The sequence below is a fragment of the Methanobrevibacter ruminantium M1 genome, assembly GCF_000024185.1.
Classification (GTDB): domain Archaea; phylum Methanobacteriota; class Methanobacteria; order Methanobacteriales; family Methanobacteriaceae; genus Methanobrevibacter; species Methanobrevibacter ruminantium.
In genome coordinates this window covers 303,953-328,861 of record NC_013790.1, presented here as the reverse complement: position 1 = coordinate 328,861, position 24,909 = coordinate 303,953, and the positions used below count along the sequence as shown (strand labels likewise).

Genomic DNA, 24,909 nt, shown 5'->3' with positions numbered 1-24,909 from the left:
AATAATCATTTAATAATTTAAAATATTTAATTAGATATCTTATAACAATAGTTAAAAAAATTAGAAAATTCTAAAATCAACCTTTGAAAAATAAAATTCCAATAAAAAAAGAAAAAGATTAAAGTAAAATAAATAAAAAAATAAGAAAAAAAGTTTTTAACTATTATCTTACTTATTCTACATCAAATCCTGCTTCTTTTACAGCGCCAACTAAGTCTGCATCAGTAATTTTGTCTGGATCATATTCTACTGTTACAGAGTTAGTGTCTAAACTTGCTTTAGCGTCGTCTACACCATTTAAATCTTTCATGGAAAGTTCAACAGCCATTACACATGAAGGACAGTGCATACCGACAACATTTAATTCTTTTTCTGCCATATTTATCACCTTTAAAAATTTATCAACTTCATAAATAAATTTTCTTTGTATAAATTTATTTATATCGACATATAATATATAGTTTTGGTAAACCTAAAAAACTCTTTAAAATCGCCATCTAATTAAAACAAGGGAAAATAAGTAAAGAAGTAAAATATAATTGAATATAAAACAGTTTAATATTAATACTATAAAAGACAAAACTATTATTATGAATGAAGCAGATTTTATTCAAGAAATTATGAAACAAGCTAACTTAAGTGAAGACCAAGGTGGCCAAGTCAACGATATTTTCCAAAGCACCTTTTTAGCTGGAAATAAGAACAAAGATACTATTGTTAACTTAATTGCAGAAAAATTAGGTGTTGATGCAGCACAAGCTGAACAAATCTATGATATCGCCATAGGTCTTCTTGCTAGTGGTGTTTTAAGCAAAATAAAAGGCCTTTTTAAAAAATAAATGAATTTTTAAGAGATAATATTTTTTATTATCTCTTTACTCTTTTTTTAAAAAATAAAATTACTAATTTTTAGTTTATAAACACTTATAAAAACTTTTTTAATAAATAAACTATTTTTAAGAGTATTTTAATAGATAGGTTTATCCTTAAGTATTTTTCCATCCTGAATTACAGCTAAAATATTATCATTATCAACTAAAGACCCAATATTTTCAATAGGATTCTCTTTAACTAAAATAACATCACCAATCTTACCTGTTTCAATGGATCCCAAGTCATTCTCTTGATTGAAGAATTTAGCACCTTCTATTGTTCCGGCTTGAATAGCCTCAAGAGGGCTTAGTCCAATATCAACCAATTGCTTTAACTCTCCAAGGTTTCTTCCATGGTCAATCACACCACAGTCAGAGCCCATCAGGAACTTAACCCCACACTGGTAAGCTGTTTCGATATTTTCCTTTTGAATCTTAACGACTTCCTTAAGCTTTTTAACCTTATCATCTGCAAAATTATCCCAAACAGGGAAACCTTCCTTAATAAGGGTTTGATGAACGATTAAGGTTGGAGTAAGGTAGATTCTCTTTTTAGCCAATAGCTCTGATGTCTTTCTATCAATGAAAGTACCATGTTCAATGGACTTGATTCCAGCCTTTACACATCTTTGTATTCCTTCTAAGCTATGGCAATGGGCAGCTACCTTAAGGTTATAGTTTTCAGCCTCAGAGACGATTGTCTTCAATTCCTTTTTATTGAACTGTGCAAATTCAGGGCTTGTATTAGGAGATAGAATTCCTCCGCTTGCCATGATTTTAATAAAGTCAGCACGAGCCCTAATAACCTCACGGGTTTTCTTCAAGACATCCTCCACCCCATCGCAGGTACCGATTGGAAAGCCAGGATATGCAAGTTCCATATCAAAGCCTGAATTGAGATAAAAGTCAAAATGACCTCCAGTGATAGCCAATGGCTTAATGGAAATGTTTAATCTTGGAGCAGGGAATATCTTCCTTTCCTGTGCCATCTTTACTCCAATATCTGCAAGTCCAGTGTCACGTACAGTTGTTACCCCAGCATCAATTGTAGCTTTCATATTCTCTATAGCATTGTAAAAGTGCAATGCAAGTGGATTTTTCATTGTATCCTCTTTATGAAACCCGTTTGCCATGACATGAGCGTGGGAGTCTATAAAGCCTGGAAGGAGGTAATTATCCTCACCATCCAAGACTATATGATTGGCATATAATGCAGACTCCTCTGCATGAAGGGATTCGATTCTGCCGTCCTTGATTAGGACATGCCTTTCATCTAGAGGCTCTTCACTGAATGGATTTATAATATTTACGTTTTTAATGTATAAAGAAGGCATTTAATCACCTCATTAATAAATTTTACAAATAAAATAATCTGAATAACTTATTAGGAAACTAAAAAAAAATAGAATTTTTTTGCTAACTATAAAATCTCTATTTTACCATTATCACTATCTACTTCTACCATTTGGCCATTAACCAATTCTTCAACACTTGATGGAGAATCAACCATAGGAATATCAGACATTATAGCTCCTGTTGCTATAATAGGCTCTGCCTTAAGGCAAATAATTGCTTTTGGAGCTGTATTATTCTTCATCATCTGAAATATTACATAAGATCCTACTGTGGAGCCTTTTCCACCTGGAATAAAAAGTATTTTATCTTTAATGGATTGGCCTTTCAATTCATGATTAGGATCAATTACCACACCAGTTTCAGGATCTACGCCTCCTAAAAAGCTGATTGCTTCATCTGATACTATTAATTCCCCTTCTGCTTTTCCTTTAGAAATATTTCTGCATTCAATCATAAAATCACTCGTTTTGAATTATGATTTAATCAAAAATCAGCATAAATAACAATTAACTGAATCAATCATAAAATTATCTTTGAATATAATTAATTTATTAATTCTATTATAAAAATTTTTAAAAATTAAAATTTTTTTCAAAAAAAATAATAATTTAAAAATAACTTTAGGATAAAAAACTAAAAATCAGCATTAAATCAACTAAAAGCACCCAAGCAATTTTTATCTTAAACCTATCATACAGTTAATATGAAACAATCGATAAAACGATGAAAATTAACCCATTTAAAACTAGAATTTAATAAAAATACACTCAAATAACCTAGATTTCAATATGAAGTGATGAGTAAAAATTAGCCATAAGGTAAATTCCTTTAAGATAATTGTTTAAAAATTTCTCTTTTTTTATTAAAAAAATAGTGTAAATGAAAAGAATAATATTTCGAAAAATGAGAAAAAAATTTGAAAAAAATCCAGAAATAAATAATCTTAAGAGAAAATAAAACAGAATATTAATAAAAATAGAGTTTTAAAAATGAATTAGTTAAAAATCAATCCAATTAACTATTAAAATAAAAAAAATAATAAAAATTAGGTAATTTTTAAAAAATAGTAATAAACCGATATGAAAATATTTATATATTAACTTGAATAAAATTAATAGTAATCATGATAATAATTATGATTTTAGATTGGAAAAGAAATATGAAAAAATATATTAAAATTGTTCATTTTACTCTAATTATCTTAAACGAATAAGAGAAAACAGATTTTAATTTAGAGTTTAGACCTTGCCTTTTGCCAATCTTTGATTTATATTTATATCTGATTATGCTTAAAAATAGGAGGAAAAACTATGGATTCTAAGAAAATATTAATGATTGCTGTAGTTGCTTTAATAGCAATTGTTGCTGTAAGTTCATGCTCTGCAGGTTTCCTTGACTTTTTAGGAGGAGACAACGCTACTGACGACAGTTTAAATGGAAAAGAAGTTAATTTAGCTGCAGCAGCAAGTCTAAAAAATGTATATGATGATGAATTGATTCCAATGTTTGAAGCAAAATATCCTGGAGTAAAAGTAACTCCAACTTACGCTTCAAGTGGTGACTTACAAACTCAAATTGAAAACGGTTTAGAAACAGACGTATTCATGTCTGCTTCCAACAAACAAATGAACGCTTTAGCTGATGAAGGTTTAATCGACAATGACACCAACCTTCAATTCTTAGAAAATAAAGTTGTTTTAATCGTACCTAAAGATTCAGACTTAAACATCACATCATTCGATGACTTAAAAGATGTGAAAGGTACCATTGCTATTGGTGACCCAGAATCTGTACCTGCAGGACAATATGCTAAAGAAGCATTAACCAACCTCGGTATTTGGGACGCTGTTGAATCTAAATTCTCTTTAGGAACTGATGTAACTGCTGTATTGAACCAAGTAGCTCAAGGATCTGCTGAATGTGGTATTGTATATGCTACTGACGCTAAATCCAATGATGATGTAAAAGTGGTTTGTGAAGCTCCTGAAAACTCTTTAAACACTTCAGTTATTTATCCTGTAGCTATGATTAAAGACGCTAAAGATGCAGATGCAGCAAAAGCATTCCTTGAATTCTTACAAACCCAAGAAGCTAAAGACAAATTTGTTGAATACGGATTTACCATTCACGAATAAATTTAGCAATTAATCATTTAAATGATTAAATATTTAATTTAAATAAGCGTAAATTAATAAACCATTAATTTAGAAATAAAAAAAATAAATCTGTATTAAATGAAAATTTAATATAATATAAAGTTTATAATAAATTAATGGATATTCAATTTAAAAAAAAAAATTATCTAAAATATTTAAATGAACAGAAAGATTATTAAAGGAGTAAGACATGATGGACTGGTCCCCTATTTTTATCTCAATGAAAACCGCAAGCCTATCAATCTTTATAACCTTTTTCTTAGGTTTGATTGTAGCTTGGCTTCTCGTTAAGATAAAAAATGACACTACAAAAATTGTACTGGATGGCATTTTCACACTTCCAATTGTATTGCCACCTACAGTAGTAGGGTTTTTCCTGCTTTATATTTTTGGTATCAGAGGACCTATAGGAAGCTTCTTTTTAGACTTCTTTGCTGTAAAGATAGCATTTTCATGGCCTGCAACTGTTATAGCTGCAGTGGTTATGTCTTTTCCTTTAATGTATCGTTCTGCTAGAGGTGCATTTAAACAAGTTGATTCCAATTTATTGGATGCCGGCCGTACATTAGGTATGTCTGAGTGGAAGATCTTTTGGAAAATCTTATTTGCAAATGCTTTGCCTGGAATCATAAGTGGCGGAATTCTTGCTTATGCCCGTGGCTTAGGAGAATTCGGTGCTACCGCAATGCTTGCCGGAAACATTGCCGGACAAACTAGAACACTCCCTATGGCGGTTTACTCTGAAGTGGCTGCTGGAAATATGGGAACTGCCTTTGATTATGTTATATTCATAGTGGCCATATCATTTATAGCGATTTTTATTATGGACTATTTTTCCATACGCAAGGAAAACCAATGGAAAAACTAGACATTTAAATATAAAATCAATTCAATAATTAGAATTTAAATTCTAATTCTTATACTATTTTTTATTCATTAACTGTTTTTAGGCGGAAAAAACAATTAAGAACAGTCATTATCTTAAATAAATCTTAAAAACATTTATTTATTATCAAATATCTAATTTTAGAAATATTTATATAATAGAATATACATAACAATTGTTATAATTTAAATCTGAAAGTAATAATTCAAATATGAAAGATTATAATTCAAATATGAAAACTAAGTTAACTCAAGTAAGATAAAAATTATATATTAAAAATTCAATATTAATAATAGTAAAAAATCATTTCAAAAAATGACAATCAGGTCGAATAAAATGAATGAAACAATAAAAACCTTAACAATTCAAGACATATCCTGTTATGGACAATGCTCCATCACAGTTGCATTACCCGTAATTTCTGCTTTTGGAATAGAAACAGCAATCCTCCCTTCTGCTGTACTCTCAACACACACTTCAGGTTTTACTGATTTTACTGTTAGAGATTTAACAGAAGATCTTCCAGAAATCCGTAAACATTGGGAAAAAGAAGGAATATTTTTCGATTCAATTTACACTGGATTCATTGCATCAGCAGAACAGTTAGATTACATAAAAGACATCATAGACTCAAGATTAAAAGAAAATGGCCTTGTATTTGTTGACCCTGCCATGGCAGACCATGGAGAATTCTATAATGGATTTGACCAAGAATTTGCAGATAAAATGGGAGAGCTTTGTAAATTAGGTGATTTCATTCTCCCTAACACAACTGAAGCATGCTTTATCCTACATAAGCCTTGGAAAGAAAGCTTTACAAAAGAAGAAATGCTAGAGATGGCTAAAGAGCTTAAAGCATTCACTAAAAGATATGTCATATTAAAGGGATATGAAGAAGAAGACAAGATGGGAATGATCGTTTTAGATAAAATAGAAGACACTATTGATATAGTTTACAATGAAAAGATAAATTATGTATCCCATGGAACTGGAGATGTATTTGCTTCATCATTTGTAGGATCAACCATGTTAGGTAAGTCCCCTTCAGCAGCAGCAAAGATAGCCGGAGAATTTACTAAAAAGGCAATTGAAAAGACCATTGGCGATGAGACTCATACTTATGGAGTTAAATTCGAACAGGCAATTCCAGAGTTGTATGATCTGTTAAAATCAATATAACTCTTCAATATGAAAAAACAAAAATATGTAAAAATCAATATAAGTACTTCAGATCTAAAAAAAATAAGTAAAAATAATATAAGTACTTCAAATCTAAAAAAATAAGTAAAAATCAATTTAAATATCTAATTTTTAAGTGGGCAAAATATGGAAGAACGTACTGGACTTTTTTCAAATGGAGTTATCTGGTTCGGAGTTGCAATCTCTGTCTCAGAAATAGAGGCAGGAATACAGCTTGCTTCCATGAACACCCTTGATTCCATTTGGCTACCTTTAGTCCTTGGCCACATCATAGGAGGCATACTGCTATTTTCTACAGGACTTATAGGTGCACGTCTTAGATTGAATGCAATGGAGACCATCAAATCAACCTTTGGCAATTATGGCTCCAAATTCTTTTCCACATTAAATGTATTGCAGCTTATAGCTTGGGTAGCTGTGCTGAATGCACAAGGGGCTTCAGCATTGATGGGCTTGAATTTACCCATATCCTTCCCTTTAACCTGCATTATCCTGTCTGCAATCATTGCAGTATGGGTTTATGTAGGACTTAGAAGGTCATCTAAGATTACTACCATTATGATGATAGTGCTTACAGCATTGCTGGTTATTCTATCTGTAAAACTCTTAGGGGTCCATATATCCAATGCTTTGCCTATTCAAAACATTAATTCAACAGCATTAAGCTTTTGGAGCATCTTTGAAATTTCAATAGCTATGCCAATCTCATGGCTTCCTGTGATTTCAGATTATACCAAAGATGTGGAAAACCCAGTAAACGGCACATTGGTCTCTGCAATAGCATATACCATAGCAAGCCTTTGGATGTATTTTTTAGGCATAGAAATAGTTGGCATTGGAACAACAAGCATTGCACAATCAATCCTCCTTGCAGGTCTTGGAGCTCAAGGAGTGATAATTTTAGTGCTTTCAACTGTAACCTCCAATTTTGTAGCTGCAAATTCAGCAGGGGAATCAGCAAAGGCCATCTTTAATAGAATCAATCCAAAGATTGCAGGAGTTGTAGTGAGTGCAATAAGTGCAATACTTGCAATATCTGGAATTATGGATCATTATATTGGATTCTTATATCTTATTGCATCTGTATTTGCTCCTATGGCTGCAGTGCTCCTTGTATCTTTCTATCTTTCAAAGGAAGAGACTGGAAATGCTAGAATATGGTATTGGAACATATTTGCATGGCTTGCAGGATTTATTGTATATCAAGCAACTGTAAACCTGGATTCAATATTCCTAGGACCTACTTTGCTTGCAGTGATTGTATCAGCAATACTTGCGTACATTCCGATATTGCTTAAAAATAAGTCTAAATTGCCTAATATTAGCAAATAGGATAAAATAAAATATTCTTAAAAAAAAGTTTAGTTTAGTTAATATGGACAAATAGTAAATCTAGATTTTAATTAATAAATAGAAGCATGAAAATATTTTAATTAATAAAAAAAGACTTAAGAGCAATGTACTCCCAAGTTAAAATAAAATTTTTGGTCCAGCTTTTGCGAGCCGTAGGCTCGTAAAAGGTGGCTAGTAAACATCCTTCTTCATAACTTCCCTAAGAACAGCAGTAGCATATGATCCCTTATCAATGGAAAACTCACACATAACACCATCTTCAGTTGCTGTTGCACTTGCATCCCATACCTGGAATCTCATAGACCTTCTAAGACCATGGCTTCCTAAACGAGGCATTTTAGGTACTTCAAAGTCATCTCTAGTCAATCCATAGCTGTTTAAGATTTCCTCTTCCATCTTGCCAACTTCTCCACCTGCAAATGGAACCTTTGTACCATACAAAGGGCAAGTCTGATTTATTTCAAAGGAAGATACCATTTCCTGAAACTCCTCAGGAGTCTTATCTCTTACAATTCTCTCTTCCTTATCAATGACAATATCTCCTTCGATATATTTATCCATACCCATTGCTACACGCTCACTTACTGCAGCATTGAATAGGAATGACTGATAAGCATGGACAAACATTCTTTGAAGTGGCTTTGGAAGTGCATGAATAGCATTTTTATAAGCCTTATCTGATAATTCCACTTTGGATTCATCTACTTCTTCAATTTCAATTCCTTCTTCCTCTGCAATCTTCCTGATTGCTCTTCTTTTTTCTTTTAAAAGCACTTTCAACATCATCTTCTCATAGCGCATTCCAGGATGCATCAATTCAAGGGATTCTTCCCAATTTCCATCATCAAAGGCTTGTCGGGCTTTTCTTGAATCTTCACTTTCTTCTTCGCTAGGATTTCCAATATAACGTCTGACAGCCTCTTTTAAATCATTATGAATAAGAGCCTCTCCAACCAAATGAGTATTTGTTCTTGGCTTTCCAAATCTTTGCCAGCCAAAGTAGTTAGGAACTCCAGTCTTCTCCAAGGTTTTTAAGATGGCATCTGCTCTTTTTGCAGCATCTTCAATGGCTAATTTACGAGTTTCTTCGTTATCTGATTCCATGCCATCAATATCCTTAACAAGAATTCTAAACTTATTTCCTTTAAGCTGACCCATTCTTAACTTTTTTCGACCTCTAATTACTTTTAAAAATTCAGTATTATGAATTGTGCCTGCTAATGCCTCAACTTGTGCAAACTGTTCCTCTGAATCCATATTCGCTATGCAGATCCATTGGCGAGTGATGGCCTTTTTATCTTTCATTCCAGCAAAGCCCATTCTTTTCCTGTCTATATGGAGGTCTCTTGCAATATCAAGCAAAACGTCAAGGGTGGTTCTTCCTAATTTTTCAATCCAAATATAAATGTTTGGACCTTCTCCATCTGGAATTACTTCCGGAATCTCTTCAACATAGAAGTCTTCCCATCTGTTTCTTATAGTTCCGCCGATACCTTCTTCCTCTGTTACATAAGTGTTTGCATTAAGCATAGCCATTCCTCAATAAATTATTAATAAGCATTGAATTAAGTTTAAGAATTTTTAAATATTAAAGCCAATTTAGAAAATTAAATTTTAAAATTAAAATCCAGTAAATCTACTTATAAAAGAAGTAATTAAATAAAAAAATGCCCTGGCCGGGATTTGAACCCGGGGAATGGGATCCGCAGTCCCACGTGTTATCCAAGCTACACCACCAGGGCAAAGACAATTGAAATATAAAAATAAAAATAGTGAAATTGCTAATATTTCAACAAATAAATATATGTTTTTTCCACTATATAAAGATGAGCATTTTTAAAGCAAAATTTGCTATGGCCACAGATTTAATTCAAAATTCTTAGGCATTACAATCCCTAGAGCATGACAACCCCTAAATAATTACAATCCCTAGAACAGGACACCATTTAAGCCTTGAAAATATAAAGCTTATAAGAATAATTTCCATAGTTTCTTATAGCTAGAGAAACCTCATCAGCAGTTGAATAATCACCATCAGATGACAAGACATAGCCATTTAATTGATTAGTCTCTATAAAAACATATTTATAGTCAGAACCCAGATGAGCGCTAAAGAAATCATCTAGAATATTCTTAACTTCCCTTCTTGAGGCTATCGAATTATCATTGGAGGATAAAACATATGAGATTCGCTCCAATGTGGAATAATCCCTGCCATCTATCTTTGAAGACATCAGCTCCATAAGATCTTGACTTGTCTTGAATTGATTGTTGTCTTCGGATAAGCTAGGCATCTCCATATCTACAATCATATTAAATGAGATTAGAACTATAAAAATTAGAAAAATAGATAAAATAGCATCTATAAGAGATAAAAAGCCTTTATTGTCTTTAATTAAACTTAACATAATATTACCTAAATCATTGTTAAGTAGATATTTGATTTTATGCTATTTAAAGCTTATTAAAGACTTGATTTAATTAAATATTGATTTAAAATTGTTAAATTGATGTGAAAGTGTGAAATTGATATGAAAATGTAAAATTGACCTCAACTCGTAAAATTGATTAAAAAATGTAAAATTGATATGAAACTATAAAATTGACCCCATCTCGTAAAATTGATTAAAAAATGTAAAATTGATATGAAAGCATGAAATTGACTTAAATAAAAATAATTAATAAAAGATTATAAAATTAACTATAACCCTATTAAAATCATTTTATAGCAGTTATAGTCATCCATTGAACCCATCTATCTGAAATAGAAAAATTATCATAATCATCATCAATTACAAAGGTTTTATCATCCTTTTTAATAATCTCTTGTTTGTTTTTTCCATCCCTTAAATAAATGGTTATATCACCATAATCATTATTTTTCAAAAATCCATATAATTCATTATCTTCATAGAGTTCCATGTCTATTACACGATCAAAGAACTTCATTGCTAAATTGTTTGCCCCATTTGATTCACAGCCAATCAAAAACATTCCATCTGGCTTAAGAACTCTTTTAACCTCTCCAAATGATTTTTCAATATCTGGCCAAAAATAAACTGTTTCAAAAGCAGTTACAATATCAAAGCTATTGTCTTCAAAAGGAAGATTTGAAACATTTCCTTCATAAACTTCAACCTTTCCGCTCCTAATAAAGTCAGCATTCACTTCTTTTGAAAGATTTACACTTTCTATGCTATAATCAACCCCATAAACCTTCTTTGCAGTCTGAGCCATACGATTAATGTTCATTCCCCCGCCACACCCAATATCTAAAATTGTATCCTCCGGAGAAATGTCTAGATGTTTTAAACCCCATAATGAAACTGGAGTATGTTCCTTATTCATTGATTTTAATTGAATATTGCCTAATTTTCCTTCTGGTTTTCTCATATTTGAAAAAAAGCCCATTTTAACACCTTTATAATAAATTAAAAAAATTAATAAATTCTATTTGAATAAATTAAAATCCATTAAATAATCTTGTGAATAAATATTTGAATCAAGTTAAATATAAAAGTTTTGGTATACCTAAATATTAAAAAATATATAAAAATATTAAAAAACTAAAAAAATAAAAAATGAGTAAAAATATTAAATTAAAAAAAATAAAAAACACAAAAAATGAGTAAAAAATTTAAATTAAAAAAAAAACTAAAAAATAAAAAAGGAGTAAATAAGTTTATAAATAAAATAAGAACAATTTAGTTAGAAAATAAGTTAAAAAAAAATCAATTAAAACTATTTAAGCATTATCACTTTCTTTTAAGGCTTTTCTTGTAATTCGAACTGCACCAGCACTATGAATGCGAACAACAGGGTTCTCATCATTTTCTGCTATATGCTCTAATTTATCCAAATAAGGCTTTACACAACTTGGATTTCTTTTTCCAACTACCCTAAAGATTTCAGGAGCTTCTATGCGAACCTTTTCACCAGGATCTGAAATCATTTCATAAAATATATCCAATTTTTCACAAAACAATTCTGGAGCATTTACAGCTATGTTTTCACAAGCCCAGATGAATGCATGCCTTACACTTTCTGATTCATCGTCACTCAGTTTCATCAATTTATCCATATAATTGATTACTAAGTTCTTATCAGCCCTGCCTATTCTTCCAATTGCATTAGCTGACCTTTCCCTCAATTTAGGATGATCATCCTCCAAATAAACTGCAATGTCATCGACATATTCTTCTATCTCCAATGGGTGTTTTAAACCCATTTCTCCAAGAAGCCATAAGACCTTTGCCTTTACTGAAAGGGAAAAATCATCATTCAATTTAACTGCGACATGATTTATATTTGATTTCCAGCTTTCCTTGTCTTTTGTTATATCTCTTAATTCTTTTAATATATCTTTATCTGAATTGCTTGACATTCTACTCTCTTTAGGATTTTGATTAAAAAGCCTTTTGAAAACTTGTTTTAGTAAAACTATTGTTTAAAGAACTTAATTTATTAAAATTAGTCCTTTAAACCAAAATCTTACGAAACTATGACAAATAGATTAACTATAAGTCATCTCCTTTGAAGAATCCAAATATTGCAAGGATAATACAAATTACAATTCCTATAGCAAATAATTTAAAACTCCATTTCATCACAAATTTCAAAATAGTGAATAAAACAAATAATACGATAGCAGCTAAACAAATTTTATTAAGTTGCATTTTTTCACCTCTTTTTTAAAGAATACCCTTTTTTAAGGATATCTAATAATAATATATTCTTTAAATTATAATAAATTATCTATTTTTGTTTAATTTTTTTAAATTTATTTTGAATGTTTCATATTCCCCTTTATCACGTTGATTTCTTTTATAAATTTATTTCGAAAGTTTTATATTCCCCTTTATCACGTTGATTTATTTTCCAAACTCAAGTTTAGCAAACTATTTATCATCAGCAGAAAATCTTAATCCTGCAGATTCCATATATTTAACGTTTTCATAAACTTCCTTTTTAAACCATTGCCTTAGTTCCAACTCTTCATTATCTAAAGAGTCAGTGCTTGAATTATCATAAAATTTTATATTGCGTTCCATAATGCTTAAATTATTAAGCATATTTGGAGACACCTTTAAAGGATCTTTCTTATACAATTGAATTATATAAATCACCATAGAGCAAGAAGCAAAATAGGAATCAGGATGAAAATCAACAAATTTATCTACAATCGATTTCATATTTTCCAAATTATTGGCTTCATATTCTAATTTAAAGCCCTTAGCTAAATCCAATACATCAGATTTTTTAAAATTTCCAATAAAATTTTTAAATAAGCTCATAGACTCACCTTTAATAAAAAATATCTCAAAATTGACTTTAAATCATTAAATCTAATCACAAAAATTATAATCAAAATGTTTTTTATAAGTAATTTATTTAATAGCTCCTAAAATTAAAAAATCTGCCTTAATTAGCTTGAAAAGTAGTTTAGTAAAGAAATAAAAAAAATAAAAGAAAAAAAGAATTAGAAATTATATGATTCATTGATTTTACCGGTTATGTCACGGATTTCCGCAGTGGCCTCTTCCAAGTGGAAAATAGCTAATTTAAAACCGGTTTCATCATTATAAATTCCTTGCAGGAATTCGTTTCCAGCAACTATAGCATCAGCCATGTCGTATGTTTCTTCAAAGACAGCTTTTCCATAGTATCTTAGGAAATCAGTTTCTACAAGGGCTACAATTTCAACATAAGGATTTGCTTCCATTTGTTTGTATACGTCCTTAAAGTTTCCAACACCAAAGTAGATTTTACCATCCTTAAGAAGATGGAAACCTAATGGTCGGTTTTTTGGTTTGTCTCCGTCAACAGTTGCTAAGAAAAACACTTTTGCTTCGCTTATAAATTCATCTATTCTTTCTGCACCTTCTAATGCCATGTTATCACCTTTTAAATGAAAATAAATAAAAAAATGAAAATGATAAATAAAAAAATGAATGAAAATAAATAATAATTAACGATTGAATAAAAACTTAACAAAACCGCTAACTAATTTATTCTCCATTTTATTAATTAAAACTAATTATTATTCAAAATATAATCAATGACTCTTTCTTTTTTCCTTATAGAATCATCTGCAGCCTTTTGAACTTTTTCCTTCATGATTTCAAAGTCTTCAGGAGTTGTATCTCCAACTAACTTTTTAATCTTTGTGTAAGCAGCTTCCCTAAATAGAGGAACCAAAGTATCTACACTTCCATCTTCCTTAATAAGGCGAGGACTGCCTTCATCATCCACCTTACCAATCTCTGTAATGTAAACTCCAACATCGCTCACAGTTTTAACAACGTCATCAGCAATCTCTGGAGGAACTACAAGCATAAGAGAATCTGTAGAAACTCCTAAAGGATCAATATCCAAGTCTTCCAGCATATTCAATACATTAGGTGCTACAGTGGTCTTTATCTTATCATGATAGAACTCAAGCCCCACACCAGTGGTTTCACAGATTTCATGAGCGTCTCCCCTAAGGCCTCCATTGGTTACGTCAGTCATTGCATGGACATCCTTAACCAGGTCTGCATCAAACAATGCCTTAGAAGCCTTTACAAAGCTGATATTCATTGTATCCCATACAACATCAAAGTAGCCATTGTAAAGGGCAGTTGTAGTGATTGTGCCTCCTCCGGCACCTTCAGTCATTAGAATAATGTCTCCGACGGTTGCTCCTTTTCTTGCGGTTGGAGGATGCTGTGAGACTCCCACACTTCCAACACAACTTACAAGCCTATCTCCAAGAACCATGTCTCCACCTACACGCAATGTGCTTCCAGCTACAAGAGGAACATCAATAAGCTCTGAAACTGCACAGATACCTGCAGTATAGTCAAATAGCTTTCCAATGTCACCATCATCTGCAAGGTGAAGGTCGCTTAGGATAGCGACAGGATCTGCTCCCATAACACAAACATCCCTTAAGGTAGCTCTTGTTACATGGAAACCTCCTAAAAATGGATATTCGCTTAATCTTGAGTGTATTCCATCCACTGCAGTGGTTATATAGACATCGTCACCTGGAGCTGGTACCTTGACAACACCGCCATCATCTTGAGCATTAGGGTCGACAACAGATTGTGTATTTGTACTTTTTACGATTTGTGCTATCTTTCTATGTACAAAGAAGTCACCTGCACCACGGGAACCTACACCCATCTTACCCATGCCAACATTTGCCTTTGGAACTGTGATGATGTCCTTTAAGAACTCATCTTCAGTATTGTTTAGCTCAAGAGTTGTCTTTACTTCATCTATAACGCTTTCAGCCATTAAGAGGGAATGTTCTTCTGAAATGTCTTTAAATTCTCTTATTCTCTCTGCAAGGATAGACTTAAGCTCTTCTTCATCTTCGCCTTTGGTAAGTCTTCCTCTTACAAAACCTTCTATATCCATTTTTACACCTTAAATAAAAAAATGATTATTAATTGCTTTAACTAATAAATAACCTTAAAAAATTATTTTTAGTTTGCTAATTTTCTAATTTGAATTAGTTTTAATAGTTTAGAATATTCTAATAAAAATATTAGTTAATTATACTTTAATTAAGATATTATATAAGTTTATTTAATTGAAAATCAGTTACAAATAACTTAAAAACTATCTGATTAAAAAATTTCTTAAATTTAGTAAAAAAAGAATATGGATTTATTTAATTGAAAAAACAATTTATTAATATGAAAATTTTTATTAATGCAGACACTTACAAGGAAATTGCCCAAATAACAAAAGAAAAACTGATTGAAACAGCAAATGAATTAGGAATAGAAATATCCGAGGACATTAATGAAGCAGATATCATATGTTCCATTGGAGGAGACGGTACTTTTCTAGAATCTTCAAAATTAGCTCTGCAAAAGCCAATCATTGGAATAAACTGTGGAACATTAGGTTATTTGACTGATGTGAATCCCGAAGGGATTAAAAAAGCCATGAAAGATATAATTGATGGGAATTATTATATCGAAGAGAGAATGATGCTTGAAGCAGAGATTATCAAGGAAAGCGGAGAGATAATAAAAATGCCTCCGGCATTAAATGAAATGTCCATTTCTAAAAATATCTTTGGAGTGGTTAGATTTGATGCCATAGTAGATGGAAAACTTATAAATTCATACACAGCAGATGGAATTTTAATCTGCACACCTACAGGTTCAACTGCATATAATCTTTCCTGCGGAGGCCCTATTGTAGATCCGACTGCAGAGATTATTACAATTACTCCAATAGCCCCACATACAATAATAAATAGGAGCATAGTCTTATCAGATAAGTCAATTGTTGAAATAAAGATTACAGAGCTTAGAGAGCACACTTCATCATATGCCCTATCCGATGGAAAGTCAAGTGAAATAGAGACTGGAGATATCTTAAAAATCAAGAAATCAGATGCAAAAACCAAGATTATAAAACTGAATTGGCAAAGCTTTATTGATACCGTTCGTGACAAGATAAACTAGATTAAAGCTTGTAAGTATCTTTTAAAATAGTTTAAACGATAAACTAAGCAGAATAAAATATAAATATCTCTAAAAAAATAGTTTAAACAATAAAATAAGTAAAATAAATAAAATTAAAAAGAATAAAATTAAAAAAGAAAATTAATTAACAAATGTGATAGCATCATTTGAGCAAGCTGCCAAACATACTTTACAATCTCTGCAAGTAAAATTCTCTTTTAAGCTAGACTTGCCTTCTATAAGTTCATATGCATTATTAGGACATACAGAAACACATCTTCCACATCCTTGACAGTTTTCTGCATTTATTTGAATGGAATGAACCTCTTCATGACTCTCTACTTTTTCTTTATCTTTATCCTTTTTAAAAAATGAAAATATTCCCATAATCTTATTTTATAAAAACAAATAAATAAATTTTTATCATTTTAATCAAAAGGATTGAAAAAAATATGAAAATAGTTTTAAATGAAAAAACTATTTCTATGTTGTAGTATTTGGCTGTTTTCTATACTTTAAAATAAAATACACGCTTAAAGCAAGTGCAACTATAACAGAAATAACATTAGATATGAAAGGATCCAATCTAAGACCTTCAGAAGCCTGCAATATATAAGCTATAGCAACCACCGTACAGAAAATGGCTGGAGCAAATGTAACAATGAAATGCTTCTTATTATCAATCAGATAAACAGTTGCAGCAAGCAGAACTGCAATAGCTACAATCAATTGAGACCAAGCGAAATATCTCCAGACCAAGGAAAAATCAATGAAAGTCAATCCAAAAGACACAAGGAATAAAGGAATGGATATCTTAAGTCTAGTCTTTAGTTTATCCTGATTTAAACCTAATTCATCTGCAATTGTTATTCTTGCACTACGAAGGGAAGTGTCCCCTGATGTGATTGGACATATTACAACACCAATGATTGCCAAAACCAATCCTACAGTACCAATCAATGCTATTGACATTTCTTTAACTGCAATGGAAGGGCTGGATCCATAAATACTGGCTAATTGAGGCTGTCCATGGAAAAATGACATGGCAATAGTTGCCCAAATTAATGCAAGTATTCCTTCAATAACCATTGCACCATAGAATACCATATGCATATCCTTTTCATTTTTAACGCATCTTGCAACAATTGGCGCTTGGGATGCATGGAATCCGGAGATTGCACCGCAAGCAATGGTTACAAATAGGAATGGGAAAATGGCTTTGTCAGTTAAATAAAGCCCTGCAGTTGTAAATTCTGGCAATGAATAATTTGGATTTAATATCAATGCAGAAATAAGCAAAACAGCCATTATAAAAAACAAAGCTCCGAAAATTGGATAAATCTTACCTATAATCTTATCAACTGGGAATAATGTGGCTATGAGGAAATATATGAATATTGCAACGAGCCAAATATGAATATCTATATTTGTTAAACTTGAAAGCAAATCTGCTGAGCCAGATGCAAAAACAGATGCCACAAGAATGCATGTTATAATTATTAAAACGGCAAAGAACTTGCGAACCCTATCTCCCAAATATTTGCTTATTATTCCAGGCATGGATAGACCGTCATTTCGAACAGACATTGCCCCTTCGAAGAAATCGTGGACTCCACCAGCAAAGATAGTACCTAAAACGATCCATAAGAATGCAGAAGGTCCGAATAATGCGCCTTGAATAGCTCCGAAAATAGGACCTAAACCTGCAATATTAAGAAAATGAACCAATAATGCCCTGTATTTATTCATAGGGACATAATCGACCCCATCCTCTAATTCATATGCTGGCGTTTTGGCAGTTTCATCAACTCCGATGATACGTTCCAAGAACTTACCATATACAAAATAAGATAATATTAATGCAAATAAACAAATTAAAAATGTATACATAATCTTATATTGGATTTAATATTTAATATAGTTTATATTTGAGTGGTTTAATATGAAAAATAAGTTATATAAGCCTATATTTAAGCTGTTTAATATAAAAAAATAATATATAGACTTTATAGGAAATTAAAAAGAATTAATAGAAAAAAGAGAAATAACTAATTAAAATATAAAAAAGAAAAAATAATAGTTTAAATATGATTTAAACTATTTTAAAGCTTCTTCAACGGCAACTGCTACAGCCACTGTAGCACCTACCATAGGATTATTCCCCATACCAATAAGCCCCATCATTTCCACGTGGGCAGGTACAGAGCTGGACCCAGCAAATTGAGCATCAGAATGCATTCTTCCTAAAGTGTCAGTCATACCATAGGAAGCAGGGCCTGCTGCCATATTGTCAGGGTGCAAGGTTCTTCCAGTTCCTCCGCCTGAAGCAACAGAGAAGTATTTCTTGCCTTGAAGGACACATTCCTTCTTATAGGTTCCCGCTACCGGATGCTGGAATCTTGTAGGGTTTGTTGAGTTACCGGTAATTGACACATCTACACCTTCAAGGTGCATGATAGCTACACCTTCCCTTACATCATCAGCGCCGTAGCATCTTACCTTTGCTCTTTCGCCATCGCTGTAGGCCTTTTCCCTAACTACCTTAACCTCTCCTGTAAAGTAGTCAAACTCTGTTTGAACATAGGTGAATCCATTGATTCTTGAGATGATAAGTGCAGCATCTTTTCCTAAACCATTTAAGATGACTCTAAGTGGCTCCTTTCTAACCTTATTAGCTGAATTTGCAATTCCAATTGCACCTTCTGCTGCTGCAAAGCTTTCGTGACCTGCAAGGAATGCAAAACACTCGGTTTCATCACTAAGTAACATTGAAGCAAGGTTTCCATGGCCGAGACCTACTTTTCTGTCATCTGCAACGCTTCCTGGAATGCAGAATGCCTGTAAAGCTTCTCCTATTGCAGTTGCAGCATCACTAGCCTTTTTACAGTCTTTCTTGATTGCGATAGCTGCTCCAAGAGTGTATGCCCAACAAGCGTTTTCAAAACAAATTGGCTGTACGCTTTTTACAATGTCATATGGATTGAATCCTTTTTCATTGCAGATTGCTTTTGCTTCCTCAAGGTCTTTAATGCCGTATTTTTCAAGCACTGGAACAATTTGATCTATTCTTCTTTCATAACTTTCAAATAAACTCATTTTATCCCTTTCCTAATAGATTTTTTATTCCTTCCTTGGGTCAATTTTCTTAACGGCATCTTCAAATCTGCCGTATTGCCCGCTTGCCTTTTCAATCGCTTCCATTGGATCTGTTCCATCCTTTATAAGGTCAAGCATGACCCCCATATTAATGTATTTGTATCCAATGATTTCATCATCTTCATCAAGACCTATTTCAGTGATATAACCTTCTGTAAGCTCTAAATATCTTGGGCCTTTCACTTTGGTTGAATAGATTGTTCCAACCTGGGACCTGTGACCTTTTCCTAAGTCTTCAAGTCCAGCTCCAATCGGAAGGCCTCCTTCGGAAAATGCAGATTGGGTTCTTCCGTATACAATCTGGAGGAAGAGCTCCCTCATTGCAGTGTTTATTGCATCGCATACAAGATCTGTATTCAAAGCCTCAAGGATTGTCTTTCCAACAAGGATCTCTCCAGCCATAGCTGCAGAATGGGTCATTCCAGAGCATCCAAGAGTTTCTACCAATGCCTCTTCGATTATTCCATCCTTAACGTTTAAAGTCAATTTGCAGCATCCTTGTTGAGGCGCACACCATCCTATACCATGGGTTAGTCCGGAAATGTCTGAGATCTCCTTGGATTTTACCCATCTTCCCTCTTCAGGAATTGGTGCAGGACCGTGGTCTGCTCCCTTATGAACAGGACACATATTTTCAATTTCTTTTGAGTAAATCATTTGAATCTCCACTTAAAAATTAGAATTATTTTAAATTATTAAAGAATGAGAATTTAATAATTTTATAATCTTTATGTAAATATATTTGTTTTATTCAGTATATATTATTTGACTTTAGATTGTGGAACAAAACATTTAAAAATAGATATTGAAATGAAATATAAAAAGATTAAAAAAGAAAGAGAAAAAGAATTAAAAAAATAAAAAATAGTTAATTAATTATAAAAACACTTGAATTGAAGTGTAAAACATATAAAAAGCCCCAATAATAATTAAAACAGCAAATATCTTAGGAATATAGCCTGACTTATAAATCAGCTTCTCTAGATCTATTTTTGAAATGGCCAAGCACAATACAAGCAAGGTCAATGCAAAGCCAAAAACATAAATGAAAATATTAAAAACTGCATATAAAGGACTGCTTGATACAAGCATAGTTATAAGAGAAATGAGATATCCGCTATAGCAATCTGCCCAAGCCACTGATGTAAGAAATCCTAAAATAAATGAATTGACTATTCCCTCACCACTACGAGACTTAACCGATCCAAAAGATAGATTATAGTCAAAAAACATCAATATTCCCATAATGAGCAAAAGAAATGCGGCAATGACCCTTACATAAACAATATACCTAAAAAGAATAGTTGTAAAGAATCCTGTCAGGAATATAATGATTGTGAATATGCTAAATAGCCCTAATATGAAGGCCACTATTTCTGCTTTTGATTCGGCTTTTAGGCTAAATCCTGCAATTATTGGCAAGGTAGGCAGAATGCAAGGAGATAATATTGAAATTACCCCTATAAAAAATGAAATAATAGGCATTATCTCCATTTTAACTCTCCCTACTATAAATAAATTTATTTTTTAAAGTCCACTAAATCTGATTATTTGCCATTATACTCTTTCAGTTCACTTAAGAATTGCTCTGGAGACTCATAGCCCTCGATTCTTCCTAACTCAGTTCCATTTTCATCAAATATTACAGTTGTTGGAGTTCCATAAATCTCCAATTTTTGAGAAAGCTCTGGGCTATCGCTGGTATAAGTCATAAGTAGGATATCATTCTCATTTATTTCCTTTTGAATATCTGAATCTGTCAATCCTTCATCCTTAAGATATTCGCAGTAAATGCAGGCTGCTCCGTCAAAAATGATCATCACATTCTTATGATGTTGTTTAGCATCCTTAAATGCATGCTCTAGGTCATTGCAGAAATACAATCCATCAATCAAAGAATCGTCATAATACTTTGAATCATAATCAATTTCATCATCTGAAGTTTCTTTAGAAGAATTATCCTCAGATTTGTTTAAGTCAACTGAACAAGTCCCATTTTCACAATCAGACTGATTTACTGATGAATCAGACTGACTTACACTAGAATCAGAAACAGGTATAAGATTTAAAGAGCCATCAAAGGAATCAGGCGCATCTACAACTGCAGCAATTCCACATATTAAAAATAGAGCTAAAACTAGAATAAATATAAATTTAAATTTTCCCATATTATCTCCCCCAAAACTAGTATGTGCACAGTTATTTATAAAATTTACTAAATAATTATGAGAAATTAAAATCAGATAAAATAATAAAAATTAAAAAATAATCTAAGTTCAATCAAAAAGATTGAACATTAGAAAATTGATTCGAGATTGAAAAAATAAAGAAAAAAAGGATTTAAAAAAAGTAGAATAAAATTATTCTAAATTTACAAAGTTTTTAAGGATTTTTAAGCCTGGAACTCCACTTTTTTCAGGGTGGAACTGGGTAGCAAATACATTATCCCTTGAAACTGATGCAGTCAAGTCAACACCATAATCACAGATTCCAGACAAATTGCTTTCATCATCAAGAACTGCATAATAGGAATGTACAAAGTAAAAGTCCTTGCCATCCACACCATCAAGTATAGGACATGGCTTGACTTGTTTTAACTGATTCCAACCCATATGAGGAATCTTCCTGCCTTCGGGAATCTTTTCAACATGCCCCTTAAATATATCAAGGCCTTTGACTCCAGGAGTCTCATCGCTTGAGGACAAGAGCACTTGAAGCCCTAAACAGATTCCTAAAAATGGCTTTCCATCATCGATATGCTCATAAATCAAATCCTTGTATGGCTCAATGTTTTCCATAGCTGTTCCAAAGGCACCTACCCCTGGAAGAACTAAATGATTAGCATTTGCAATGTCCTCGGGATTGCTTGTTATGACTGCTTTTGAACCTATCTTTTTAAAACTATTGGAAATGCTTCTAAGATTTCCGCTTTTATAATCAATAATTGTAATCATGAAAATTACCTAAAACTTTTTTATTTGGTTTACCATATATAACTTTTATAAAAAAAATTAATTATATTTTAATTAAAATAACGATTGATTAAAATGATAGATTTACATATAACTATCCATTTTATTCAAGCTCCCATTCAATAGCTGAACGTATCATCATACCAAAGTCTGAATCAACTATCTCATCTACACCTAATGTCTTAGAATGGGCATCAAGTTCTGCTATTACATGAGAATAGCCTAATTCATTAAGTGGCTGAACAAGTCTAGGACCATCTGTAACTGCAATGGTTTCACAGTCAAGCTCCTCTACATACAATGCATGTGGAACTCCTGCAACGATAACAAGATCAGGATTTAGCTCGTTAAGATACTCTTCTGCCTTTCTTGGAGTGATTGGATACTCATCAAGGCCACCTGTGATGCATTCAATATCTATTCCTGTTTCATTCAGTTCTTTTGTAATATTTACTGCATGCTGCCTTATTCTTGGAAGGCCGATGTTCTCATCCAGATTTGCAATGAAATGAAGGTTTTCTATATCTTTATTGGACTTTATATTTGAATCAGTATCTTGGAAAAGTTTAGAGAAATCGCAATTTAAAATGTCTGCAAAAAGATATGAAGTTTCTTTTTTCGCATTTAATACAAATGCAACATTTTTTCCTTCTTTTACTGCTTTTACAACAATCTTTGCAACTTTTTCCTTATTGTCTCCAAAATTAGGCTTTATATACTTTCCCTGAGCCATGCCTCTTGTTTTTTCAACCACAGTTGCTAAACGAAGCATCTCATTTTGCCTGTCTGCTTCCTCTTGAGGAATGACACCACATTCTACAGCAGCGTTAAGCACTGCAATAGCACCTTCTGTATTGTCTCCCTCTCCAAAGCCTCCGTGAGACTCTACAGGTATGACAACAGCATCAAGATTTAAGTTTTCAATCGGCTCCTTCAGGTCTTCGCCGATGATCATGCTTGCACATGTTCCTACAATTCCTATCAATTTAGGATTGAATGTGTCATAAGCCTCCTGCAATGTTTCCTCTAGCTTGTCTGCAGCTCCTAATATGAAATCATTCTCAGCCATAGCAGTTGTGACAACTCTTACCCCATCGCTTTCAAGGAGCCTTCCTGTTCTAAAGCAGCAGCCATGAGGACCGTGCATAATAATTACATCTGCATTTAAATCTCTTAAAGTGTATAAAGAAGCGGCAATTGGACTTGGACGTGGATGCATCATAATAATAACCTTCCTTAAATAAATTGTATCCTAATATCCTCTAAATAAATTCTAAAGTATTTTAATTATCAAATTATCTAGTTACAATCTTAATAATGTCTCTATCTTGGATTTCATAATCGCTTGCAATTCTCATATTCTTCCTAGCGTCCACTGCATGCATAAACTTATCACCAATGTCTGTGTGAATGATATATGCAAATTCACGTGGTGTGGAACCTTTAGGAACTAGGAAAGCATCAGGCAACACATTTCCCTTTTGGTCAGTGAACTTATGCTCATCCCCAACCGGATAAACCACTATCATATTTAAAAGCTCAAATACAGCAGTGTTTAATGCCTCTTGAATTCCAGTGCTTCCATAAACGTCAAGAATGTTTGTTTGAATGTATTCCAATGCCTTGATTTGATTAGGGTTTAGCTTGTCCTTCTCTAGGATTTCAAAGCTGTTGTCTCCTGAGATGTATGAGATGAGCCCGGCCCTTGTTGCATTTACCAATGCAAGCTCAGATTCAGCAGATGTTGCAATGACACGAGGATACTTTTCCTTCATCCTTTCAATGTTTTCCTTTGCTCCAGGAAGATCTGCCTTATTTGCAATGACGATTGATGGCTTTGCAATGTTTAAAAGGTTTCTTACAAATTCTATAAGGTCTTCATCTTCCCATTTTCCATAATCAGGACTTACAGTTCTTAAAGCTTCTATTACATCTTCAATTAGGATACCTGTACCTGACAGTTGCTCAAATATGACCTTAGAAAAGTCTAAGTGCTCTGCTTCAACCTTACGGATAAGCCTTACCCAGTTTTTGCTGACGATTCCATACATCCACATGACTATCTCATGCTCAAGGAATTCAATGTCTTCCAATGGGTCGTGGGAGCCTAGTTCCACTGGGTTTCCCTCTGCATCGGTACCTCCTGAGGCATCTATTACATGGATGAATACCTTAGCTTGCATCAAGTCATCCAAGAACTTGTTTCCTAAACCTTTACCTTCATGAGCCCCTGGAACAAGTCCTGCTACATCTATAAGCTCTATTGGAATCAATCTTGTTCCATCTATACATTGGGAGTTGTTTGGATTGCATGTGACCCCTAATTCCTTACATGGGCATTCACTGATGACATGACCTACAGCCTTATTTGCATCTATGGTTGTGAATGGATAGTTAGCCATTTCTACTTGAGATGCAGTGGCTGAATTAAAAAAAGAAGACTTTCCTACATTTGGTTTACCTGTTACTGCAATTTGAAGCATAATATCA

26 protein-coding genes and 1 tRNA gene are annotated in these 24,909 nt (G+C 32.5%); 6 read left to right on the top strand and 21 right to left on the bottom strand.

From position 1 onward, the window contains the following. Positions 1-172 precede the first annotated feature (172 nt). Positions 173-379, bottom strand: coding sequence for a heavy-metal-associated domain-containing protein (locus MRU_RS01030; RefSeq protein ID WP_012955013.1), 207 nt, complete (start codon positions 377-379; stop codon positions 173-175). 211 nt (positions 380-590) lie between these two features. Here MRU_RS01030 and MRU_RS01025 point away from each other — a divergent pair, with 211 nt between their 5' ends. Next, positions 591-839 carry a hypothetical protein gene (locus MRU_RS01025; protein WP_012955012.1) on the top strand — a complete coding sequence of 83 codons (249 nt, stop codon included), beginning with the start codon at positions 591-593 and terminating at the stop codon, positions 837-839. A 128-nt stretch (positions 840-967) separates the two neighbouring features. Here MRU_RS01025 and MRU_RS01020 read toward each other — a convergent pair whose 3' ends face one another. Together MRU_RS01020 and MRU_RS01015 are read right to left on the bottom strand one after the other, a co-directional pair. Next, a complete protein-coding gene (locus MRU_RS01020; RefSeq protein ID WP_012955011.1) occupies positions 968-2,206 on the bottom strand; it encodes a metal-dependent hydrolase family protein in 1,239 nt (412 codons plus the stop codon). An 86-nt stretch (positions 2,207-2,292) separates the two neighbouring features. Further along, entirely contained in the window at positions 2,293-2,682 is a 390-nt protein-coding gene (locus MRU_RS01015) for a DUF126 domain-containing protein (protein ID WP_012955010.1), read from the bottom strand. Between the two features lie 856 nt (positions 2,683-3,538). Here MRU_RS01015 and modA point away from each other — a divergent pair. From modA to MRU_RS00995, 4 genes are all read left to right on the top strand, one after another. Further along, positions 3,539-4,363, top strand: a complete 825-nt coding sequence (modA, locus tag MRU_RS01010) for a molybdate ABC transporter substrate-binding protein (protein WP_012955009.1) — start codon at positions 3,539-3,541, stop codon at positions 4,361-4,363. Positions 4,364-4,574: 211 nt separating this feature from the next. After that, positions 4,575-5,252 (top strand): molybdate ABC transporter permease subunit, encoded by a 678-nt coding sequence (gene modB, locus MRU_RS01005; protein ID WP_083777616.1) that lies wholly within the window; start codon positions 4,575-4,577, stop codon positions 5,250-5,252. Positions 5,253-5,606: 354 nt separating this feature from the next. Beyond that, positions 5,607-6,449, top strand: coding sequence for a pyridoxamine kinase (locus tag MRU_RS01000; RefSeq protein ID WP_012955007.1), 843 nt, complete (start codon positions 5,607-5,609; stop codon positions 6,447-6,449). 147 nt (positions 6,450-6,596) lie between these two features. Further along, positions 6,597-7,802, top strand: coding sequence for a cytosine permease (locus tag MRU_RS00995; RefSeq protein WP_012955006.1), 1,206 nt, complete (start codon positions 6,597-6,599; stop codon positions 7,800-7,802). A 192-nt stretch (positions 7,803-7,994) separates the two neighbouring features. Here the strand turns inward: MRU_RS00995 and truD are convergent, their stop codons facing one another. From truD to MRU_RS00955, 9 genes are all read right to left on the bottom strand, one after another. Then, entirely contained in the window at positions 7,995-9,353 is a 1,359-nt protein-coding gene (truD, locus tag MRU_RS00990) for a tRNA pseudouridine(13) synthase TruD (RefSeq protein WP_012955005.1), read from the bottom strand. Between the two features lie 138 nt (positions 9,354-9,491). Further along, positions 9,492-9,565: transfer RNA gene (locus MRU_RS00985), tRNA-Arg, on the bottom strand. Positions 9,566-9,769: 204 nt separating this feature from the next. Further along, complete coding sequence (locus tag MRU_RS00980) at positions 9,770-10,231, bottom strand: hypothetical protein (protein ID WP_012955004.1); 462 nt, start codon at positions 10,229-10,231, stop codon at positions 9,770-9,772. Between the two features lie 310 nt (positions 10,232-10,541). Continuing rightward, positions 10,542-11,234: a class I SAM-dependent methyltransferase gene (locus tag MRU_RS11170; RefSeq protein ID WP_012955003.1), complete on the bottom strand. Its 693-nt coding sequence runs from the start codon at positions 11,232-11,234 to the stop codon at positions 10,542-10,544. A gap of 334 nt (positions 11,235-11,568) precedes the next feature. Further along, complete coding sequence (locus MRU_RS00970) at positions 11,569-12,207, bottom strand: HEAT repeat domain-containing protein (protein WP_012955002.1); 639 nt, start codon at positions 12,205-12,207, stop codon at positions 11,569-11,571. 133 nt (positions 12,208-12,340) lie between these two features. Continuing rightward, the gene (locus MRU_RS11835) at positions 12,341-12,499 is read right to left on the bottom strand and encodes a hypothetical protein (RefSeq protein WP_012955001.1); all 159 of its coding nucleotides are present in this window, start codon (positions 12,497-12,499) and stop codon (positions 12,341-12,343) included. Positions 12,500-12,721: 222 nt separating this feature from the next. Next, positions 12,722-13,117, bottom strand: a complete 396-nt coding sequence (locus MRU_RS00965; RefSeq protein WP_012955000.1) for a hypothetical protein — start codon at positions 13,115-13,117, stop codon at positions 12,722-12,724. 185 nt (positions 13,118-13,302) lie between these two features. After that, positions 13,303-13,716: a pyridoxamine 5'-phosphate oxidase family protein gene (locus tag MRU_RS00960; protein WP_012954999.1), complete on the bottom strand. Its 414-nt coding sequence runs from the start codon at positions 13,714-13,716 to the stop codon at positions 13,303-13,305. 140 nt (positions 13,717-13,856) lie between these two features. Beyond that, a complete protein-coding gene (locus MRU_RS00955) occupies positions 13,857-15,227 on the bottom strand; it encodes an AIR synthase-related protein (protein WP_012954998.1) in 1,371 nt (456 codons plus the stop codon). Positions 15,228-15,508: 281 nt separating this feature from the next. On the opposite strand from MRU_RS00955, the gene MRU_RS00950 reads away from it, so the two are divergent. Then, positions 15,509-16,291 (top strand): NAD(+)/NADH kinase, encoded by a 783-nt coding sequence (locus MRU_RS00950; RefSeq protein ID WP_012954997.1) that lies wholly within the window; start codon positions 15,509-15,511, stop codon positions 16,289-16,291. Positions 16,292-16,432: 141 nt separating this feature from the next. Here MRU_RS00950 and MRU_RS00945 read toward each other — a convergent pair whose 3' ends face one another. The 9 genes from MRU_RS00945 to MRU_RS00905 form a co-directional block, all read right to left on the bottom strand. Next, the gene (locus tag MRU_RS00945) at positions 16,433-16,678 is read right to left on the bottom strand and encodes a 4Fe-4S dicluster domain-containing protein (protein ID WP_012954996.1); all 246 of its coding nucleotides are present in this window, start codon (positions 16,676-16,678) and stop codon (positions 16,433-16,435) included. Positions 16,679-16,774: 96 nt separating this feature from the next. Beyond that, positions 16,775-18,181, bottom strand: a complete 1,407-nt coding sequence (locus tag MRU_RS00940; RefSeq protein ID WP_012954995.1) for a carbon starvation CstA family protein — start codon at positions 18,179-18,181, stop codon at positions 16,775-16,777. Positions 18,182-18,388: 207 nt separating this feature from the next. Then, positions 18,389-19,387 carry a GGGtGRT protein gene (locus MRU_RS00935; RefSeq protein WP_012954994.1) on the bottom strand — a complete coding sequence of 333 codons (999 nt, stop codon included), beginning with the start codon at positions 19,385-19,387 and terminating at the stop codon, positions 18,389-18,391. A 24-nt stretch (positions 19,388-19,411) separates the two neighbouring features. Beyond that, positions 19,412-20,104, bottom strand: coding sequence for an iron-sulfur cluster assembly scaffold protein (locus MRU_RS00930; protein ID WP_012954993.1), 693 nt, complete (start codon positions 20,102-20,104; stop codon positions 19,412-19,414). A gap of 219 nt (positions 20,105-20,323) precedes the next feature. Beyond that, positions 20,324-20,941: a cytochrome c biogenesis CcdA family protein gene (locus tag MRU_RS00925; protein ID WP_012954992.1), complete on the bottom strand. Its 618-nt coding sequence runs from the start codon at positions 20,939-20,941 to the stop codon at positions 20,324-20,326. Between the two features lie 53 nt (positions 20,942-20,994). After that, complete coding sequence (locus MRU_RS00920; protein ID WP_012954991.1) at positions 20,995-21,615, bottom strand: thioredoxin family protein; 621 nt, start codon at positions 21,613-21,615, stop codon at positions 20,995-20,997. Positions 21,616-21,807: 192 nt separating this feature from the next. Further along, entirely contained in the window at positions 21,808-22,401 is a 594-nt protein-coding gene (gene hisH / locus MRU_RS00915) for an imidazole glycerol phosphate synthase subunit HisH (protein WP_012954990.1), read from the bottom strand. Positions 22,402-22,522: 121 nt separating this feature from the next. Continuing rightward, positions 22,523-23,638, bottom strand: a complete 1,116-nt coding sequence (cfbD, locus tag MRU_RS00910) for a Ni-sirohydrochlorin a,c-diamide reductive cyclase catalytic subunit (RefSeq protein WP_048812567.1) — start codon at positions 23,636-23,638, stop codon at positions 22,523-22,525. Between the two features lie 76 nt (positions 23,639-23,714). After that, positions 23,715-24,902: a redox-regulated ATPase YchF gene (locus tag MRU_RS00905; protein ID WP_012954988.1), complete on the bottom strand. Its 1,188-nt coding sequence runs from the start codon at positions 24,900-24,902 to the stop codon at positions 23,715-23,717. Positions 24,903-24,909 lie beyond the last annotated feature (7 nt).

Coding starts and splice junctions, on each gene's coding strand:
- MRU_RS00965 (WP_012955000.1), bottom strand. CDS start 13,117: ATGAGCTTATTTAAAAATTTTATTGGAAATTTTAAAAAATCTGATGTA.
- hisH (WP_012954990.1), bottom strand. CDS start 22,401: ATGATTACAATTATTGATTATAAAAGCGGAAATCTTAGAAGCATTTCC.
- MRU_RS11835 (WP_012955001.1), bottom strand. CDS start 12,499: ATGCAACTTAATAAAATTTGTTTAGCTGCTATCGTATTATTTGTTTTA.
- MRU_RS00930 (WP_012954993.1), bottom strand. CDS start 20,104: ATGATTTACTCAAAAGAAATTGAAAATATGTGTCCTGTTCATAAGGGA.
- MRU_RS00970 (WP_012955002.1), bottom strand. CDS start 12,207: ATGTCAAGCAATTCAGATAAAGATATATTAAAAGAATTAAGAGATATA.
- MRU_RS01020 (WP_012955011.1), bottom strand. CDS start 2,206: ATGCCTTCTTTATACATTAAAAACGTAAATATTATAAATCCATTCAGT.
- cfbD (WP_048812567.1), bottom strand. CDS start 23,638: ATGCATCCACGTCCAAGTCCAATTGCCGCTTCTTTATACACTTTAAGA.
- MRU_RS00935 (WP_012954994.1), bottom strand. CDS start 19,387: ATGAGTTTATTTGAAAGTTATGAAAGAAGAATAGATCAAATTGTTCCA.
- MRU_RS01030 (WP_012955013.1), bottom strand. CDS start 379: ATGGCAGAAAAAGAATTAAATGTTGTCGGTATGCACTGTCCTTCATGT.
- MRU_RS01025 (WP_012955012.1), top strand. CDS start 591: ATGAATGAAGCAGATTTTATTCAAGAAATTATGAAACAAGCTAACTTA.
- MRU_RS00945 (WP_012954996.1), bottom strand. CDS start 16,678: ATGGGAATATTTTCATTTTTTAAAAAGGATAAAGATAAAGAAAAAGTA.
- MRU_RS00950 (WP_012954997.1), top strand. CDS start 15,509: ATGAAAATTTTTATTAATGCAGACACTTACAAGGAAATTGCCCAAATA.
- MRU_RS11170 (WP_012955003.1), bottom strand. CDS start 11,234: ATGGGCTTTTTTTCAAATATGAGAAAACCAGAAGGAAAATTAGGCAAT.
- MRU_RS00925 (WP_012954992.1), bottom strand. CDS start 20,941: ATGGAGATAATGCCTATTATTTCATTTTTTATAGGGGTAATTTCAATA.
- MRU_RS00995 (WP_012955006.1), top strand. CDS start 6,597: ATGGAAGAACGTACTGGACTTTTTTCAAATGGAGTTATCTGGTTCGGA.
- MRU_RS00980 (WP_012955004.1), bottom strand. CDS start 10,231: ATGTTAAGTTTAATTAAAGACAATAAAGGCTTTTTATCTCTTATAGAT.
- MRU_RS00905 (WP_012954988.1), bottom strand. CDS start 24,902: ATGCTTCAAATTGCAGTAACAGGTAAACCAAATGTAGGAAAGTCTTCT.
- MRU_RS00920 (WP_012954991.1), bottom strand. CDS start 21,615: ATGGGAAAATTTAAATTTATATTTATTCTAGTTTTAGCTCTATTTTTA.
- modB (WP_083777616.1), top strand. CDS start 4,575: ATGATGGACTGGTCCCCTATTTTTATCTCAATGAAAACCGCAAGCCTA.
- MRU_RS00960 (WP_012954999.1), bottom strand. CDS start 13,716: ATGGCATTAGAAGGTGCAGAAAGAATAGATGAATTTATAAGCGAAGCA.
- truD (WP_012955005.1), bottom strand. CDS start 9,353: ATGCTTAATGCAAACACTTATGTAACAGAGGAAGAAGGTATCGGCGGA.
- MRU_RS00955 (WP_012954998.1), bottom strand. CDS start 15,227: ATGGATATAGAAGGTTTTGTAAGAGGAAGACTTACCAAAGGCGAAGAT.
- MRU_RS01000 (WP_012955007.1), top strand. CDS start 5,607: ATGAATGAAACAATAAAAACCTTAACAATTCAAGACATATCCTGTTAT.
- modA (WP_012955009.1), top strand. CDS start 3,539: ATGGATTCTAAGAAAATATTAATGATTGCTGTAGTTGCTTTAATAGCA.
- MRU_RS01015 (WP_012955010.1), bottom strand. CDS start 2,682: ATGATTGAATGCAGAAATATTTCTAAAGGAAAAGCAGAAGGGGAATTA.
- MRU_RS00940 (WP_012954995.1), bottom strand. CDS start 18,181: ATGTATACATTTTTAATTTGTTTATTTGCATTAATATTATCTTATTTT.